Annotated in this window: 17 protein-coding genes; 9 read left to right on the forward strand and 8 right to left on the reverse strand. The window is 66.3% G+C overall.

The genetic code is table 11. From position 1 onward, the window contains the following. Window positions 1-3: 3 nt before the first annotated feature. The 5 genes from AC1PLS_RS11620 to AC1PLS_RS11640 form a co-directional block, all read right to left on the reverse strand. The gene (locus AC1PLS_RS11620) at window positions 4-1,623 is read right to left on the reverse strand and encodes a glucoamylase family protein (protein WP_039527041.1); all 1,620 of its coding nucleotides are present in this window, start codon (window positions 1,621-1,623) and stop codon (window positions 4-6) included. Window positions 1,624-1,724: 101 nt separating this feature from the next. Then, window positions 1,725-4,703 carry a TonB-dependent receptor gene (locus tag AC1PLS_RS11625; RefSeq protein WP_102581593.1) on the reverse strand — a complete coding sequence of 993 codons (2,979 nt, stop codon included), beginning with the start codon at window positions 4,701-4,703 and terminating at the stop codon, window positions 1,725-1,727. Between the two features lie 121 nt (window positions 4,704-4,824). Then, a complete protein-coding gene (locus tag AC1PLS_RS11630) occupies window positions 4,825-5,847 on the reverse strand; it encodes a LacI family DNA-binding transcriptional regulator (RefSeq protein WP_046342967.1) in 1,023 nt (340 codons plus the stop codon). Window positions 5,848-6,173: 326 nt separating this feature from the next. Next, a complete protein-coding gene (locus tag AC1PLS_RS11635) occupies window positions 6,174-6,443 on the reverse strand; it encodes a BolA family protein (protein WP_016904540.1) in 270 nt (89 codons plus the stop codon). Next, the gene (locus AC1PLS_RS11640) at window positions 6,440-6,739 is read right to left on the reverse strand and encodes a YciI family protein (protein WP_024940607.1); all 300 of its coding nucleotides are present in this window, start codon (window positions 6,737-6,739) and stop codon (window positions 6,440-6,442) included. Before AC1PLS_RS11640 ends, AC1PLS_RS11635 begins: the two co-directional genes overlap by 4 nt. A 350-nt stretch (window positions 6,740-7,089) precedes the next feature. On the opposite strand from AC1PLS_RS11640, the gene AC1PLS_RS11645 reads away from it, so the two are divergent. The 3 genes from AC1PLS_RS11645 to AC1PLS_RS11655 are packed head-to-tail and all read left to right on the forward strand — an operon-like array spanning window position 7,090 to window position 10,859. Beyond that, window positions 7,090-7,995 (forward strand): segregation and condensation protein A, encoded by a 906-nt coding sequence (locus AC1PLS_RS11645; protein WP_024940608.1) that lies wholly within the window; start codon window positions 7,090-7,092, stop codon window positions 7,993-7,995. After that, on the forward strand, window positions 7,973-9,238 hold the full coding sequence (scpB, locus tag AC1PLS_RS11650; protein WP_481103699.1) for an SMC-Scp complex subunit ScpB: 1,266 nt from the start codon (window positions 7,973-7,975) through the stop codon (window positions 9,236-9,238). The genes AC1PLS_RS11645 and scpB overlap by 23 nt, the downstream gene beginning before the upstream one ends. After that, the gene (locus AC1PLS_RS11655) at window positions 9,231-10,859 is read left to right on the forward strand and encodes a pseudouridine synthase (RefSeq protein WP_481103700.1); all 1,629 of its coding nucleotides are present in this window, start codon (window positions 9,231-9,233) and stop codon (window positions 10,857-10,859) included. The genes scpB and AC1PLS_RS11655 overlap by 8 nt, the downstream gene beginning before the upstream one ends. A gap of 201 nt (window positions 10,860-11,060) precedes the next feature. On the opposite strand, the gene AC1PLS_RS11660 is transcribed toward AC1PLS_RS11655, so the two are convergent. Further along, a complete protein-coding gene (locus AC1PLS_RS11660; protein ID WP_016904973.1) occupies window positions 11,061-11,498 on the reverse strand; it encodes a hypothetical protein in 438 nt (145 codons plus the stop codon). 165 nt (window positions 11,499-11,663) lie between these two features. Here AC1PLS_RS11660 and AC1PLS_RS11665 point away from each other — a divergent pair, with 165 nt between their 5' ends. Then, complete coding sequence (locus AC1PLS_RS11665; RefSeq protein WP_481103701.1) at window positions 11,664-12,434, forward strand: glutaminyl-peptide cyclotransferase; 771 nt, start codon at window positions 11,664-11,666, stop codon at window positions 12,432-12,434. Window positions 12,435-12,528: 94 nt separating this feature from the next. Here the strand turns inward: AC1PLS_RS11665 and AC1PLS_RS11670 are convergent, their stop codons facing one another. Then, window positions 12,529-13,329, reverse strand: coding sequence for an amidohydrolase (locus AC1PLS_RS11670; RefSeq protein WP_481103702.1), 801 nt, complete (start codon window positions 13,327-13,329; stop codon window positions 12,529-12,531). Between the two features lie 145 nt (window positions 13,330-13,474). Next, complete coding sequence (locus tag AC1PLS_RS11675) at window positions 13,475-14,623, reverse strand: pyridoxal phosphate-dependent aminotransferase (RefSeq protein WP_104574746.1); 1,149 nt, start codon at window positions 14,621-14,623, stop codon at window positions 13,475-13,477. Between the two features lie 198 nt (window positions 14,624-14,821). Between AC1PLS_RS11675 and ccmA the strand changes: the two genes are divergently transcribed. From ccmA to ccmE, 5 genes are all read left to right on the forward strand, one after another. Further along, window positions 14,822-15,466 (forward strand): heme ABC exporter ATP-binding protein CcmA, encoded by a 645-nt coding sequence (ccmA, locus tag AC1PLS_RS11680; protein WP_039527017.1) that lies wholly within the window; start codon window positions 14,822-14,824, stop codon window positions 15,464-15,466. Beyond that, on the forward strand, window positions 15,463-16,158 hold the full coding sequence (gene ccmB, locus AC1PLS_RS11685; RefSeq protein ID WP_481103703.1) for a heme exporter protein CcmB: 696 nt from the start codon (window positions 15,463-15,465) through the stop codon (window positions 16,156-16,158). The genes ccmA and ccmB overlap by 4 nt, the downstream gene beginning before the upstream one ends. Before the next feature lie 94 nt (window positions 16,159-16,252). Beyond that, window positions 16,253-17,005, forward strand: coding sequence for a heme ABC transporter permease CcmC (gene ccmC, locus AC1PLS_RS11690; protein ID WP_104554234.1), 753 nt, complete (start codon window positions 16,253-16,255; stop codon window positions 17,003-17,005). Further along, complete coding sequence (locus AC1PLS_RS11695; protein ID WP_024939981.1) at window positions 17,002-17,172, forward strand: heme exporter protein CcmD; 171 nt, start codon at window positions 17,002-17,004, stop codon at window positions 17,170-17,172. The genes ccmC and AC1PLS_RS11695 overlap by 4 nt, the downstream gene beginning before the upstream one ends. After that, window positions 17,169-17,639, forward strand: coding sequence for a cytochrome c maturation protein CcmE (gene ccmE, locus AC1PLS_RS11700; RefSeq protein WP_481103704.1), 471 nt, complete (start codon window positions 17,169-17,171; stop codon window positions 17,637-17,639). The genes AC1PLS_RS11695 and ccmE overlap by 4 nt, the downstream gene beginning before the upstream one ends. Window positions 17,640-17,723: the final 84 nt, after the last annotated feature.

Below are 17,723 nucleotides of genomic sequence, written 5' to 3' on the forward strand. Positions count from 1 at the left end.
GGATTACTCGGGTTTTTGGCGTTGCGAGGGGTCTTGCTGGGCCTGGGCGGCGGCGGCACGCGACTCGGCCATGCCCAGCGCGCGGGCGGCGGCCTTCTGCTCGTCCTTCTGCGGCGCCGGCTGCGGCTCGCCTTCGGGGGTGAGCCAGCCGCCGGTGAAGCCGGCGCGTTCCAGACCGGCCCGGATGTAGGGATTCTTCTTCATCACGGTCCAGACGAATTCGTTCTGGTAGTTGGCGATCATCGCCAGGATCGGGCCCTGGTCGATGGCGATGTAGTCGCTGGCCACCCAGCCACGGTCCGGCACCATGCGCCCGGTCTTGAGCGGGATGTCGTAGTTGAAGCTGGGATTGAACGAGTCCAGAAAGCCGTAGCTGGAATACAGGAAGTCGCCGTAGCGCTTGTGCATTTCCTCGGTGGCCGGGATCACCACTTCCGGGGCGAACACGATCGAGGAGATCGCCGCCGACGGCACGATGGTGCCGTCGTCGAAGTTCTCGCGCAGGCCGGCGCCGCGCGAGGAGTAGTGACGGAACTGGCGCTGCTCGCCACGGTATTCCTGGCTGGTGTTCTGCGGGCCGTCGCCCGCGGTCAGGCCCCAGACGTTCTCGCCGTAGTCCTTCCACTTCATCGGGTTGTCGATGGCGTAGTCGCGCTGGGCCAGGGTGGCGCGGCGGCTGTTGAGGAAATAGTCGATGCCGCGTTCGCGCATGTACTGGTCCTGGATATCGCGGAAATCGATCCAGACATGGCTGTACTGGTGACCGAACAGCGGACCGAAGGACAGGTATTCCTGGCCCTGGTAGACGCCCCAGTCGTTGTTGTAGGTGCGGGTCCAGCTGGTCCAGGCATCCACGTCCACGCCGTGGGTCGGCGAGCCGAGCGCGAGGATGTACAGCATCATCGCCTCGTTGTAGCCCATCCAGTCGTGGTCGATGAAGCCGCTCTCGGGGAACCAGCCCATCGAGATCAGCGGCGCGCGCTGCTGCAGCCAGCGCCAGTCCACGCGCTTGTACAGCGCATCGGCGATCTGCCGGATCTCCTTTTCGCGCGGGTCGTCGCCGTCGTAATACGACTGGGTGAACAACACGCCCATCATCAGCAGCGCGGTATCCACGCTCGACAGCTCGACCCAGCTGTCGTAACGGTTGCCCTGCTGCATGTCCAGAAAGTGGTAGTAGAAGCCCTTATACCCGGCCCTACCGGTCCGCTGCGGCCCCATTGGCGCATCGCGGAAGAATTTGAGTGTGGTCAGGGTGCGGTCGATCGCCTGATTGCGACTGACCCAGCCGTTCTCGATGCCGATCGGGTACGCGGTCAGCGCGAACCCCACCGAGGCGATGCTGGCGAACGGACGTGACGGAAACCGGTCCGGCGACAGCCCATTGAGTTCGTTGGTGGTGTCCCAGAAAAACTGGAAGGTGCGGCGCTCGATGTCCGAGAACAGCGGTGGCAGCGCGGGTTTGACCGGCTTGGGTGGCAGCTGCGCTTCCACCAGGATGACTTTCACCGGTGCCTTCTTTTCGGCCACTTTGGGCTCCTCGGCCTGCTTGCAGGACGCCAGCACCAGCGCACCCAGCAATAGTGGAATCGTCAACCAATACGAAGTCCTGCCCCTGTTCATCCGCCCCCCACGTGTGTAATCGATTACATCTCGCACGCCAACCTACCCTATCCAAGCGCCGAGTTCGACCGCCCCGGCAACTGCCGGGACGGTCGAGTACCTCACCAGTTCAGGCCGAAGGCCAGACGGAAGGTACGCATCGGCGACGCCAGCACACCGGTCGGGGTGCCGTAAGCCGTGTTCAAGTCTCCGAGTGTCCCGGTCTCGCCGTTAAAGTTGGCGTAGTTCACCCAATTGAACACGTTGAGGATATCCGCACGCACGTTGAATTTGACACCTGCGCCGGTATCCCACTCTTTATTGGCGGCGATGCTGAACTCCTTGTAGCCCAGCGTGCCGTCCGGCTTGAACTGCACGATGTAGCACTGGTCGTTGCCGGCCAGGCAGTTCTGCCCGTAACGCGCGGTCTGGCTGGCCAGCGACAGCTTGCCGGACAGCTTGATCTCGTACGGCAGCTCGTAGATGCCGGTGACCACCAGGCGATTCTTCGGAATGCCGCCGGCCTCGCGCCAGCCGTAGTCCTCGATGCGTTCGCGATCCAGGGCGTAATGCTCGCCGAACTGGCGGTTCTCCTTGGCATCGGAATAGGTGTAGGCCACCGTCAGGCCCCAGCCCGACTCCTCGTCGAACGGCTTTTCGACCTGCAGGGCGAGCTGGTTGTTGCGGGTTTCCACGCCGTTGGTCCCCAGCACGATGGCGCTGTAGCCATCCGGGCCGTCGGTCGGCGAGCCGGAGGTGGTGCCCGGCTGGAAGAACGACCCGTCCGGCAGACGGTTGCCGCGCACGAACGCGAAACCGTCATGGCTTTCGATGCGGCTCAGGGTCACGTCGGTGAACCAGTCCTGGCCCCACAGCGGCACCATGTTGCGCATGCCGATGCTGAATTGATCGGAGTACGGGGTCTTGATGTTGTTGTCGATCAGGTAGACCTCGCGACCGCCGCCGCCACTGCTGCTAGCTGTCAGCGTGTTCAGGCCCTCCTGGGTGTTGTAGGCCGGATTCCATGCGGTACACGGGTCGCCCAGGCAGGCCGGGTTATTGGCGCTGGTGAAGTAGTAGCTGTAGGAGTTGAACGAGTTGTTGAGCTGCTCGAGCGCCAAGTAATCGAAGATGTTGCGGTCGTAGGCACGGCCGGCACCGCCATAGATCACATGCGCCTGATCGCCGAACAGGTCATAGGAGGCACCCAGGCGGGGCTGCCAGGCGTTCTTGAATGCCTTGCGGTTGTTGCCGGTGCTGATGAAGTTGTTGATGTCGTAATTGGCGTTGCGCAGGTTGGTCCAGTTCTGCAGCGCACCGGCGACATCGGACGGGGTCACGAAGTCCAGGAACGCCGGGGTTTCTTCGTAGTCGTAGCGCACGCCCAGGTTCAGGGTCCAGTGCTCGTTGACCTCCCAGTCGTCCTGCAGGTAGATGCCGTACTGCTTGTTCTCGGACACCACCGAACCGCCACCTTCGACCAGCGGCGCACCGAAGCGCACCCGGTACGGCGTTTCGACATCGCTGAGGATGTTGTAGTAGTACTGCGGGTTGGCCGGATTGAACTGGGTGGAATCCAGATCGATGCTCTTGAACTTCACGCCCATCTTGACGGTGTGCGCGCCGTGCCATTCCAGGCTGTTCAGGGTCAAATCGTCCTGGAAGGTCCAGCCCTTCTGACCCTTGCGCTGGAAGCTGCTGCCGGCGCCTGCGGCAAGCACGTCGGTCTCGTTACCGCGGTTGGGCGTGTAGCTGAGGATGTAGCCGTTGCCGTTGTTGATCGGCGCCTGGTTCCAGAACGCGCTCTCGTAGCTGAGGTTGGCTTCGTTGAGGAAGTTGGCGCCGCTGTACTGCCAGCGCAGGTTGGCGCGCTTTTCTTCCTGGCCGTTGATGCTGCCGTGCTCGAGGGTCGAGGTGCCGCCGACGTCGTTGAGCTCGTCTTCCTTGCGGTACTTGCCGCTTAGCTCGAACAGGCTGTTGTCGCCGATGGTCCAGTCGATCTTGGCGAAGTACAGGTCTTCCTTGAACGGCGTGCTGTAGGTGGCGACCAGCGGCTGCAACTGCGTAGGCAGCTGATCGACGCGGTCCGAATAGATCGAACCGGGGATCACCACGTTCGGGGTGGTGTATTCCTTGGCTTCATAGGCGACGAAGAAGTGCGCCTTGTCCTTGAGGATCGGGCCGCTGAAGGTGGCGCCGTACTGGGTTTCCTCGAAGTCGTCACGCACGCCGGCGCGCTTTTCCAGCGGGCTTTCTTCGCGCCAGCTGTCGTTGCTGGTATCCCAGAAGAAGCTGCCGTGGAAATCGTTGGTACCGGACTTGGACGAGGCCACGATGGCCGCGCCGCTGACCTGGTCGAACTCGGCCTTGTAGTTGGAGGTGATGACCTTGTACTCGCCGATCGCCGACTGCGGGAACGGGTTGCCGCGGCTGGAATCCTGGCCGCTGACGCCGCCGGTCAGCACGTAGTTCTTCTGGCTCACGCCATCGATGTAGACGTTGGTGCCTTCGGCCGAGGTAGCCCCCGAGCGCACCTTGGTGGTGCCGTTGGCCTCGCGGGTGAACTGCACGTTCGGCACGGTGTCGGCCAGTTCCAGGAAGTTGCGCGTGGCACGCGGCAGGTTCTGGATCTGCACGTTGGAGATATAGGTGGCGTTCTCGGAGGTACGGGTTTCCACCAGTACCGGCGGGGCCTTGACCTGCACCGCGTCCAGCGTGGTGGCGTTACCACCGTCAGCCGTGGCCGGTTCGCCGCCGACGCCCAGGTTCAGGGTCGCGGTCTGGCCGACCTGCACGGTGACGTTCTGCGAGGTGGTCTGGCCGTTGGCGGTGACGTCCAGGCGGTACGAACCCGGCGGCAGGCCGCCGAGCGAGTAGCCGCCGTTGCTGACCTGCACGGTGCGGGTCAGGCCGGTGGCGAGATTGGTCGCGGTGACCTGGGCCTGGCTGGCAGGCGCCGAGTCGACGGTGACCTGGCCGCGGATGGTCGCCGCAGCACTCTGCGCAAAGGCCGGTGCGGCACCAAGCAACAGGCAACTGGCCAGGGCGCAGCTGAGCAGCTTGCGCGCCGGACTGGCGGAATGGGGGTAGTGGTGGCGCATTGGTCCCTCCAGGGATCGGTACAGATTGTTGTTGTGGCGTTGCGACTTGCAGGAACGACCGCTGCGGGGGGCAGCGGGAGCGGACAGAACGTCCGCGAAAAGGGTCAGCGGGCAGGAAACCTCAGGGGCCGGGCTCGCCGGCGCCGCAGGAGGCGCGGATCACCAGCTCGGGCGTGAGCAATTGGCGGATGCCGTCGTCGCGGCCGGGCTGGTCCACCAGCCGCATCAGCCGGGACATCGCCTGCTCGCCCAGGCGCGCGATGCTGACCCGCATCGTGGTCAGCGCCGGATGGACGAAACGGGCCAGCGGAATATCGTCGAAACCGGCCAGTGCCACATCGCCGGGCACCGAGACATCGGCCTGGACAAATGCGTACAGGCAGCCCAGCGCGGTCATGTCGTTGGCGGCGAAGACTGCATCGGGCAGCGTGCCGCCGGCCAGCATCGCCTGGCCGGCGCGGTGGCCTGAGGCCTCGTCGAAGTCGCCGGTGAATTCGATGCCCTGCGCGGTATCGCCGTGGGCGGCGATCGCATCGCGGAAGCCACGCAGGCGTTCGCGCGCATCGAAATTCAGCGCTGGCCCGCCGATGAAGGCGATGCGCCGATGTCCGGCCGACAACAGATGTTCGGTCATCGCCATCGCGCCGGCATGGTCGTCGATGCTCAGCACCGGATAGGCGTCGCCGGGGAGATGCGCGTTGATCAATACCGTGGGCAGCGCCTGCGGCAGGTTGTCGGTGAGGAACCCGGGCTGCTCGGCATACGGCGACAGCACCAGCAGACCATCCACGCGCCCGCGCATGGACTGCAATGCCCTGCCCTGCGCTTCCGGGTCGCCGTGGTAACTGGACACCAGCAGATGCTGGCCGGCGGCACGCGCCGCACCATCGATACCGCGGATCAGCTCGGAAAAGAATTCGCCATACAGATCGGGCAGCACCACGCCCAGGGTCTGGGTGCGTCGGCTGCTGAGGCTGCGGGCTGCCGCATGCGGGCTGTAGCGCAGCCGCGCGGCCACGTCCTGCACCAGCTGGCGCACCGGCCCGGCGACGTTGTCATGCCCATTAAGCGCACGCGACACCGTTGCAACGGAGACCTGTGCTTCCCTGGCGACATCTTTGATGGTGACCGCACCCTTGGCCATTCGTGTCGCCCTCCGCGACCGAGTTCCCAAAACTGGCGCGGACTGTAAGCGTTTTCATACGAAGGCGTAAACCCCTGTCTTCACGCCCGTGAAAACGCTTACAGATCAAGCATCTGCAAGTGATGAATACGTGAAGCCATGTGTTGCGACGCAACAAATATCGCCCATGTGTCCACGGATGAAGGTCGACGGCGATCACGGTTGGGCGGTTTGGCGCTCCGGAGGGAACGGTCCCCCGCGTAGGAGCGCACCCGGGCGCGACGGTGGCTATGGGATAAGGCAGTCGCGCCCGGGTGCGCTCCTACGACGGCGGCTTGATTGGCCTGTTAGCCCGCCTCGCCGGGCGCGATCGCCTCGATCGACAGCGCGTGGATATCGGTCTGCATCATCTCGCCCACCGCGGCATAGACCGCGCGGTGCCGCGCCAGCGGCGGCTTGCCGGCGAAGGCGGCGCTGACCACGCGCACATTGAAATGCCCACGCCCGTCGCGCGCGCCGGCATGCCCGGCATGGCGATGGCTGTCGTCCACCACCTCCAGCTCGGTCGGCGCCAGCGCCGCCTGCAGCGCGGTGCGGATCCGCTCGACCCGGCTCATGGCAGCACCCGGCGGAACGGACGCACCTCGGTGCGCACGTAGACGCCCGCCTCGACATACGGATCGGCATCGGCCCAGGCGCGGGCGTCATCCAGCGCGTCGAATTCGGCGATGACCACGCTGCCACTGAAACCGGCCGGGCCCGGATCCTCGGCATCGATCGCCGGACATGGCCCGGCCACCAGCAGGCGCCCTGCCGCCGCCAGCGTCTGCAAACGGGCCAGATGCGCCGGTCGCGCCTGCTGCCGGGCCGCCAGTGCGTCGGCCCGGTCATACCCCTCGATTACGTACCACATAGGCCACCTCGCCCAAGACGTGAAGAACAGCCCCGGGATTCTAGCCGCCTCGGCGCTGGACACCGCCCCCGCGCACGCATTACCCTTGCCACCACTGCACACGCAATCGGACGCAGCGGCCCGTCGGCCCAGGCCCCACGCCTCCTCGACGACCGATTCGCTGCCCACCGCCGACCCGCGTAGACGACCTCCTCGCTGTTCCGTCGCCGCATGCCACGCGGCGCACGTTGTATGTGGATTTGTAGGATCGTGCCGGCACGGGCACGACATTGATCGCAATAACTCAAGGCAAAGCCCTGCAGGCGCGGCTCCGACCGTGGCCGGCGACCGTAAGACCCGATGTCGACCTGATGAATTCCGAACTCGCGCACGACGCGAATCCGCCAGCCACGAGCGCGCCGCCACAGCAGCAGGAAATGCGGCTGGCGGTGGTGCATGGGCAAGCGGTGCTGCAGATCCCGCAGGATCTGTATATTCCGCCGGACGCGCTGGAAGTCATCCTGGATGCCTTCGAAGGTCCGCTGGACCTGCTGCTGTATCTGATCCGCCGGCAGAATCTGGACATCCTGGATATCCCCGTCGCCGAGATCACCCGGCAGTACGTGGATTACATCAACGTAATGCAGGAGCTGCGCTTCGAACTGGCGGCGGAATATCTGGTGATGGCCGCGATCCTGGCCGAGATCAAGTCGCGCATGCTGTTGCCGCGCCCGCCCAGCGAGGAAGGCGAAGAAAACGATCCGCGCGCCGAGCTGGTGCGCCGGCTGCAGGAATACGAACGCTTCAAGCAGGCTGCCGAGGATCTGGACACCCTGCCGCGCATGGGCCGCGACAGCGCGCCGGTGCAGGCGCATCTGCCGGAGCGCGCCGCGGTCAAGCTGCCGCCGCCGGTGGAACTGAAAGAAATGCTGATGGCGCTGTACGACGTGCTCAAACGCGCCGAACTGTTCACCGGCCATGCGATCAAGCGCGAGGCGCTGAGCGTGCGCCAGCGCATGGGCGATGTGCTGAGCCGCCTGGACGATGGCAGGTTCTACCGTTTCGAATCGCTGTTCACTGCCGAAGAAGGCAAGCTCGGCGTGCTGGTCACCTTCCTGGCGCTGCTCGAACTGGCCAAGGAGCAATTGCTGGACATCGTGCAGGAGGCGCCGCTGGCGCCGATCTACGTGAAGTCGCTGGCCTTGGGCAATACCAATGCGCCGCTGCAATTCTCCAGCGAATTCGACGACAGCGATGCCGCCAACGAACCCCTCTGAAGCCGATCACCGAATGGATCAAGCGTTGATCACCCGCATTATCGAAGCCGCCCTGCTGGCGAGCAGCCAGCCGCTGACGCTGGCGCAGCTGCAGGGGGTGTTTCCGGAAGAAGAACCGGCGCCCCCTGGCAGCGTCGAGCGCGCGCTGGAACTGCTGCGCGACGGCTGCGCCGAGCGCGGCGTGGAGCTGGTCGAGGTGGCCTCCGGGTTCCGCTTCCAGGTCAAGGCGGACGTGCATGGCTGGGTCGCCCGGCTGTGGACCGAGCGCCGCACCAAGTACACCCGCGCCACGCTGGAAACCCTGGCGCTGATCGCCTACCGGCAGCCGATCACCCGCGGCGAGATCGAGCAGGTGCGCGGCGTGGCGGTCAGCAGCAACATCATCCAGGCGCTGGAAGAACGCGAGTGGATCCGCGTGGTGGGCCACCGCGATGTGCCCGGCAAGCCGGCCCTGTTCGGCACCACCAAGGGCTTTCTGGATTACTTCGGGCTCAAGCGATTGGACGAACTGCCGCCATTGTCTGAGTTGAAGGACATTGCCGAGCTGGAACCGCAGCTGCCGCTGGACCGCGACGGCCAACTGGATGGCGCGGTGCCGGCGTCGGCGGCGATGGGTGCGGAGCATGCTGAAGCGGGTCTGGATACGGATCCACACCCGGATAGGGCGGATGCAGATGGCGCCGGCGCCGATGCGGCGATTGCCGCCCGGACTGACGCGGCGTCGGATGCAGGTGCTGACGTGGATGCCGACCCGGGCGACGCCGCGCCAGAACACCGCGATGCCGAGGAGGTGCTGCCGGCATCGGACAGCACCACCGATGCAACCAGCGACAGCGACGACGCAACGCACGCCGATGGCGATGCCGATACCGAGATGGCCGTTGATGCCGATGGCGATGCCGATAGTGATGTAGACGACAGCGACCAGATCGCCAGCCCAGGCACTGCAGTCGACGACGTACACGAACACCACGCCGACGCGGTCGATGACCACGCCAGCGCCGATGAATCCAGTAACGACACACCGCAACACCCCGAGCATGCCTCGGCGCAGGACCCAAAACCGTTGAACCCAGATGACGCCCGTGAGGGCGACCCCGACACCGCGCCGGGAACGCGCGCGGACGCAGTGAACGAAGACGAAGACAACGCCGTCGCGACGACGACCGTGGCTGTTGACGAAGCCGATTCCGACCCAGAGGCCGACCCAGAACGCGTCGGCCGGAGCCAGACACATGAGTGACACCCCCCGCAAGCTGTCGTTGAACAAGCTTTCCCTCAAGCGCGACAGCGCGCCCGAAGCGCCCAAGCTGGAAGAGCGCCTGCACAAGGTGCTGGCCCAAGCCGGACTGGGGTCGCGCCGCGCGCTGGAACAGCGCATTGCCGATGGCCTGATCAAGGTCAATGGCGCCGTCGCGCAGACCGGCATGTCGGTGCGCAGCGGCGACAAGATCGAGCTGGATGGCCGCAGTTTCGTGGCCAGCGCGCTGACCGAGCCCTCGCGCGTGCTGATCTACAACAAGCCCGAAGGCGAAGTGACCACCCGCGAAGACCCCGAAGGCCGCCCGACCGTGTTCGAGTCGCTGCCGGCATTGAAGGGCTCGCGCTGGATCGCCATCGGCCGCCTGGACATCAACACCACCGGCCTGCTGCTGCTGACCACCGACGGTGAGCTGGCCAACGCGATGATGCATCCCTCCTACGAGGTCGAGCGCGAATACGTGGTGCGCGTACGCGCCCCGGAAGGCGAGGACAAGGTTTCCGACGCCATCATCGAGCGCCTGTCGCGCGGCGTGCTGCTGGAAGACGGCGGCGCCAAGTTCGACGAGATCGAACGCATCGGCGGCACCGACTCGCACGACTGGTTCCGCGTGGTGGTCAAGGAAGGCCGCAACCGCGAAGTGCGTCGCCTGTGGGAGTCGCAGGGCTGCCAGGTCAGTCGCCTCAAGCGCAGCCGCTACGGCAAGATCTCGCTGCCGCGCGAACTGCTGCGTGGGCAGTCCATCGAAGTGGCGCAGGACAAGGTCGACAGCCTGCGTGCCGAACTCAAGCTGGAAGAAGGCGCGCCGTCGGCGCTGACGCTGCAGCCGGTGATCGGCCAGCGCCGCGCCGCCAAGTCCACCGTGCACGTCTCGCGCGATGGCCGCAGCAATGCCTACGTCAACGGCCAGACCTCAGGCGCCGACGAAGGACGCGAACTGCGCCGCTTCGACAACCCGCGCGAAGATCGCGGCGGCCGTGGCCGTGGCAAGCCGGGCGGTTTCCGCGGCGGCCTCACCGTCAGCGGCGAAGCGGCGGCCAAGCAGTCGCAGCAGCGCCCATTCAAGCAACGCGCCCCCGCCAAGGGCGACCGCGGCCTTCCGGACGGCAACCCGGCCGCGTTCCGCAGCTGGTACGTGCCCGATGGCGTGAGCACCGGCCCGAGCGGCCACCGCAATGCCGGCCCCGGTGGCCCTGGCACCGGCCAGGCGCGCCCGTACGCGAAGAAGGGTCCGGGCGGTGCACGCCCAGGTGGCGGCGCGGGCAATGCACGCCCTGGCGCGGGCGGCGCGGCACGTGGCGGCGCCGGTGGCGGACAGGGCCAGTCGCAGGGCCAGGGTCAGCGCAAGCACCCGTACGGTCATCCGGGCAATGCGCCGAGCTTTCCGTCCGATCACGCCAACCCGGGTTTCAGCCCGTATGGCGCGGCACGTCCGGCGGCCGGTCGCCCGACCGGCGCACGCGCGGGTGGCCCCGGTGGCAACCGTGGTCCGGGCGGCAATCGCGGTCCGGGTGGTCCGGGCGGCGCGCCGCGTGGACCGGGTGGTCGCCCGCCGGGTGGCGGCAATCGTCGTCCGCCAGGCGGCGGTAATCGCGGTCGCTAAGCTGCGGCACGCGCAATAAAAAACGGCCCTGCAAAGGGCCGTTTTTTATTGGTGTTTCCGTTCGCGCCCGGCGTCGCAGTTGCTGGAAACAGCAGCGACACCGAGTTCGTACAGCAACAGCGCAGAGCCCACTGTCTGGGGGCGCTGCGCGTTCACGCAGGCGTCGACCATTGGCGACGCCTGCGCTGCATGCACAGCGTCTTACTTGCGACGCTCGATGACGAAGTTGCCCACCGCCACGCCCAGATCGACGCCCTCGCCCGTGCCGGCCAGGGCCAGCGAAATGTCGCCCTTGGTGACCACCTGTGCCGTGCTGGACTTGACCACGCCGGCATGCGCTTCGGCCGCCGCGTAGGTGCCGAACAGATCATTGAGGCTGTAGGCGCCGGAGAAGGTGCCGCGGCCGCCGACGATCTTGGACTTGCCGACGGTCAGGCCGCCGCCCTTGCTGGAGATCTTGACCGGGATCACCGCGCCGTTGTCGCACTTGATGGTGCCGGTGCCGCTGGCGGTCTTGTAGAACACCGACCAGCCCGACAGGTTGAACGACAGCTGGCAGTCGATGTTGCCGGCGGCCTGCGCCTGCGGTGCAAGCGTTGCGGCGCCCAGCAGCGCGAAGAGGGAAAGGGACTTGATCATGCGGGCATTCCGGTTGGTGAACGTGGCGCCGAGCCTAGCAGCGCCGATGTGGCAGCCGCGACAACATGCCGGCACCACGCATGCGACCGTTCAGCGAATCATTATTTCGCCGGCCGGCGGCCTGCGCCGCCACAGTCTGCGATGGCGGCATGGGATGATTGCGGTATGCCACGCACCGCCTACAGCCTGCTCTTCGCCGCCCTGCTGCTGCCCACCCTCGCCCACTGCAGCGAGACCATCCCGACCCAGGGCTATACCGTCGTGCGCACGTATCCGCACGACACCGCCGCCTTTACCGAAGGCCTGTTCTATCTCGACGGCTACCTGTACGAGAGCACCGGCGAACTGGGCCAGTCCAGCGTGCGCAAGGTCGAGCTGGAGACCGGCCGCGTCCTGCAGCAGGCCTCGACACCGGCGCCGTTTTTCGGCGAAGGCATCGTGGCCTGGCACGACCGCCTGATTCAGCTGACCTGGCGCAACCAGCGCGGGTTTGTCTACGACCTGGCCACGCTGACGCCGCGCACGCAGTTCAGTTATTCCGGCGAGGGCTGGGCGCTGACCCGCGACGACAGCAGCCTGTACATGAGCGATGGCACTGCCCGCATTCGACGGCTGGATCCGCAGACGCTGCAGCAGGTCGGCAGCATCAAGGTCACTGCCGGCGGCAGGGCGCTGGACAATCTCAACGAGCTGGAATGGGTCAACGGCGAGCTGTTGGCGAACGTCTGGCTGACCACCCGCATCGCACGCATCGACCCGGCCAGCGGCAAGGTCATCGCCTGGATCGACTTGAAGGCGCTGTTGCCGGACGCCGACACCCTGAGCGACCCAAGCAACGATGTACTCAACGGCATCGCCTACGACGCCGAGCACGATCGTCTGTTCGTCACCGGCAAGCGGTGGCCGAAGATCTACGAGATCAAGTTGGGTGAGTAGCCGGGATTGGGGATTCGGGATTGGGGATTCGCAACGGCGGGCAAGCAAAGAGCGGTGCCTTGCCTGCTTTTTACCAATCCCTAATCCCTAATCCCTAATCCCGAATCACAAAGCCATCCGCATCCAGCATCGCCGGGAAGCGTGCGCGGTGTTCGGCCAGGGCGGCAGCGCTGAGGGTGGTGGTGACCACCTGTGGCTGCTCGCGGATTTCCACCTGCGGCTGGCCGAGGAAATCGATCACGGCGCTGTCGCCGGCGTAGTGCAGCTGATTGCCGTCGACGCCGACGCGGTTGACCGCTGCCACAAAGCACAGGTTCTCGATCGCGCGTGCGCGCAGCAACGTCTTCCAGGCATAGGCGCGCGCGGACGGCCAGTTGGCGACGAACAGTTGCAGATCGAAATCCAGCTGGCCCGGCCGCTCGACATCGAAGCGATTGCGGCAGAACACCGGAAAGCGCAGGTCGTAGCAGACCTGCGGATTGATCCGCCAGCCCTTCCACTCCACCGTCAGGCGATCGCGCCCGGCCGCGTAGCGCAGGTGCTCGTTGCCGAAGCGGAACAGATGGCGCTTGTCGTAATACTGCAGCGCCCCGTCCGGCGTGGCCCACAGCAGCCGGTTGAACACGCCTTCGGGCGTGCGCAATTGCACGCTACCGGTGACGGCCGCACCCAACCGCGCCGCCTGCGCACGCACCCAGGCCACGGTCGGCCCGTGCATGTCCTCGGCCTTGTCGATGGCGTCGTTGGAGAACCCGCTGGTGAAGGTCTCCGGCAGGATCACCAGATCGGTCTGCCCGGCCAACGGCTCCAGCAACGCACCGTAATAGTCGCGATTGCCGGCCGGGTCATGCCAGCGGGTGTCGCCTTGGATCAGGGAGATGCGCAGGTCGTGCATTAAAGGCTCGGGATTCGGGAGTGGGGATTTGGGATTCGAACGGCGGGTTTCGGGTGGCTTCCTGTCATCGGCATTCTGCGAACTCGTCAACAAACGACCAACCGCCGTTACGATTCCCCAATCCCGATTCCCGATTCCCAGCTCTTCAGAGCTGCTGCAACCGCGCGATCGCCGCATCCAGCGTCGCATCGTTCTTGGCGAAGCACAGCCGCGCCAGTCGTTGCCCTTGCGGCGCGGTCTCGTAGAACGGCGACAGCGGAATCGCGGCCACGCCCTTTTCCACCGTCAGCCACTTCACGAACTCGGTGTCGGGCAGGTCGCTGATCGCCGAATAGTCGACCAGCTGGAAGTAGCCGCCGGGCACCGGCAACGGCTTCAGGCGCGTGGTCAGCAACTGTTCGCGGAAACGGTCGCGCTTGGCCTGGTAGAACGCGCCGAGGTGTTCGTCGTGTTCGGGTTCGTCGCGAATCATCGCGGCGAATGCATGCTGGGCCGGGCCGAAGCTGGTGAAGGTGTTGTACTGGTGCACCTTGCGGAACTCGGCGCTCAGTGCCGGCGGCGCGATGGCGTAGCCGATCTTCCAGCCGGTGCAGTGATAGGTCTTGCCGAAGCTGGAAATCACGAACGCGCGCTCGCGCAGTTCCGGCCAGCGCAACACCGATTCGTGGCGGCGGCCGTCGAACACGATGTGTTCGTACACCTCGTCCGAGAGCAGGAAGATGTCGCTGCCGCGCAGCAGCTCGGTCAAGCGCTGCATGTCATCGGCAGACAGCATCGCGCCGGAGGGATTGTGCGGCGAGTTGATCATCAGCAGGCGCGTCTTCGGCGTGATCGCCGCGCGCAGCGCCGGCCAATCGATGGCGAAGGTCTGCGGGTCCAGCGACACGTGCACGGCGCGCGCGCCGGCCAGGTCGATCGCCGGCTCGTAGCAGTCGTAGGCTGGGTCCAGCACGATGACCTCCTCGCCTGCGCGCACCACCGCGTGGATGGCGTTGAAGATCGCCTCGGTGGCCCCGCTGGTGACGGTGATCTCGCTGTCGGCATCGACCTGCGCGCCGTAACAGCGCTGCGCCTTGCCGGCGATGGCCTGGCGCAAGGCCGCAACGCCGGTCATCGGCGGGTACTGGTTGTGGCCGGCCGCCATGGCCTTGGCCAGTTCATCGACCAGCCGCTGCGGCACCGCGAAATCGGGAAAACCCTGGCCCAGATTCACCGCGCCGTGTTCGGCCGCCAGCTGCGACATGACGGTGAAGATGGTGGTGCCCACCTTGGGCAGCTTGGTCGTGAGGGGCATCGGGCCTGTCCGGGCAACAAACGGGGGGACCGCGAGTGTACGCAAAGCCGCCAGGCGGTTGCGCCCGGGCGATGCAAAACAGCGTTCCCGGACACATCACGCCGCCGAACGCGCCCCCGGCAGCGCGCCATCGTCGCTACAATGCGCGCCCTGCCTCGCCCACCCCATGCCGTCCTGCGACGGGAGCCCGCTGCGCCGATGATCGAACCGCTGCACACTGCGCCACCGCTGCTGGCGGCGCGCGCGCTGGCTTTCAGCCGCAACGAGGAGCCGGTGTTCGGCCCGCTGGATTTCCATGTCGATGCCGGCGAGGCGCTGCTGGTGCAAGGCGACAACGGCGCCGGCAAGACCACGCTACTGCGGGTACTGGCCGGACTGCTGCATGTGGAGCGCGGGCAGATCGAGATCGACGGCAAGACCGCGCGGCGCGGCGACCGCAGCCGCTTCATGGCCTATCTGGGCCATTTGCCGGGGCTGAAGGCCGATCTCAGCACGCTGGAGAACCTGCACTTCCTGTGCGGCCTGCATGGCCGCCGCGCCAAACAGATGCCCGGCAGTGCGCTGGCCATCGTCGGCCTGGCCGGCTACGAGGATGCGTTGGTGCGGCAGCTGTCGGCCGGCCAGCGCAAGCGCCTGGCGCTGGCGCGGCTGTGGTTGTCGCCGGCCCCGCTGTGGCTGCTGGACGAGCCCTACGCCAACCTGGACCTGGACGGCATCACCCTGGTCAACAGGATGATCTCCGCGCACCTGCGAGGCGGTGGCGCGGCGCTGGTCACCACCCACGGCGCCTATGCGGCGCCGCCGGTGCGCACGCGCATGCTCACGCTGGAGGCGGCGGCATGAGCCTGCATTCGCCACAACCCTCGCTGTGGCAGGCCGCGCGCGCGCTGCTCAGCCGCGACCTGCAGCTGCTGTGGCGCCGTCGCAGCGATGCCTTGCAGCCGGCGCTGTTCGCCCTGCTGATCGTGGCGTTGTTCGCGCTGGGCCTGGGCGGTCGCCCGGACCTGCTGGCGCAGGCCGCACCGGCGGTGCTGTGGCTGTCGGTGCTGCTGGCCGGCCTGCTGTCGCTGGATGCGCTGTTCCGCAGCGACGTGGAAGACGGCTCGATGGAGCAATGGCTGCTGGCGCCGGTGCCGCTGGCGTGGCTGATCGCGGTGCGCGTGCTGCTGCACTGGGCGACCAGCGCGCTGCCGTTGATCGCGGTGACGCCGCTGCTGGGCGAATTGCTGCACCTGCCACATGACCAACTACCGGTGCTGCTGGCATCGTTGGCGCTGGGCACACCGCTTCTGAGTCTGCTTGGTGCCGTGGTCGCGGCGCTGACGGTGACGATGAAACGCTCTGGTATTCTCGTGGCGTTGCTGGCGTTGCCGTTGTACGTGCCGGTGCTGGTGTTCGGTGCCGGCAGTGTCGCGGCCAGCGGACAAGGACAGGATGCGGTGGGTGCGTTGTTGTTGCTGGGCGCCGGATTGGTGATCGGCGTGGTGCTGGCACCGCTGGCTGCGGCTGCCGCAATCCGGATTTCCTTGAGTTGAGCCCTGCGGTCGATACGCTGTCGACAAGACGCTCCACTCATTGCGTTGTTGCTGTTTCGAGAGCCAATGCCATTCCAAAGGCTGCTGCCATCGCATGAACGTCGTCGCCCGCTGGTTCCACCAACTCGCCTCGCCTCCGATCTTCGACCGTTTCACTGCGCGCTGGGCGCCGTGGTGCTACGCGCTGGCCGCGGTGTTGCTGGGCGTGGGCATCTGGCAGGCCTTGTTTGCGGTCCCGGCCGACTACCAGCAGGGCGATAGCTTCCGCATTCTGTATATCCATGTGCCGAGCGCGTGGATGAGCCTGTTCGTGTTCGGGCTGATGGCGGTGTACGCGGCGATCGCGCTGATCTGGCGCATCAAGATCTGCGAAATCCTGGCCATGGCCTGCGCGCCGATCGGCGCGGCGTTCACCGTGATCACCCTGCTGACCGGCAGCATCTGGGGCAAGCCGATGTGGGGCGCCTGGTGGGATTGGGACCCGCGCCTGACCACCGAGCTGATCCTGCTGTTCCTGTATCTGGGCGTGATCGGTCTGTACCAGGCCATCGACGATCGCCGTCAGGCCGCGCGCGCGGCCGCCTTGCTGGCGATCGTCGGCGTGGCGCTGCTGCCGGTGATCCGCTATTCGGTGGTGTGGTGGAATTCGCTGCATCAGGGCCAGAGCATCCGCCTGCTCGGCCCCTCCAGCATCGATGCCAGCATGCTGCTGCCGCTGTGGCTGATGGTGATCGGCACCAAGTTCTGGTTCGCCGGTTCGCTGCTGACGCGTGCGCGTGCCGACAACCTGCGCCGCGAGGCCGGCAAGGCCTGGATCGTGCGCGATGCGCCGGAGCACGCGGCATGAGCTACCTGCCCTACGTCATCGCCGCCTACGCGGTATTCGTGCTGGTGCTGCTGTGGGACCTGATCGCCGGCCGCTGGCAGCTGCGCCGCGCGTTGAAGATCGCGCAGGCGCGGCGTTTGCGCGAGCGCAAGCGCGCGGTGCCCAGCGATGCGGAGCTGATCCGGTGAACCTGCAACGGCGCCGCCGGATCTGGCTGGTGATCGCGCTGGTGCTGGCCGGTGGCCTGGCGACCGCGCTGGTGGCGATGGCACTGCAGCGCAATGTGGCTTATCTGTACACACCGTCGGAAGTGCTGCGCGGCGACGCCGGCGAGCATGCGCGCTTCCGGCTCGGCGGCATGGTGGAGAAAGGCTCGTTCCAACGTGCGTCCGGTTCGCTGGAAGCGCAGTTCCACGTCACCGATGGCGATGCACAGTTGCCGGTGCGCTACGACCGCATCCTGCCGGACCTGTTTCGCGAGGGACAGGCGGTGGTGGCGACCGGACGCATGCAGAACGGCGTCTTCGTTGCCGAAGATGTGCTGGCCAAGCACGACGAGACCTATATGCCGAAGGAAGTCGCCGACAAGATGGGCAGCGCGCACCGCAAGCACGATGTGCCGGCGGCCGCAGACCAAGCCGGAGCGCTGCGTTGATGGCAGGGGTCAAAACGTTCGCCTTGCTGCGCTGTGATCGCTTGCAGCTTGCCTGCGTGGCCGACGATGTCGCGATGCCTGGGC

It is taken from the genome of Xanthomonas sp. NCPPB 3218 (assembly GCF_056725185.1).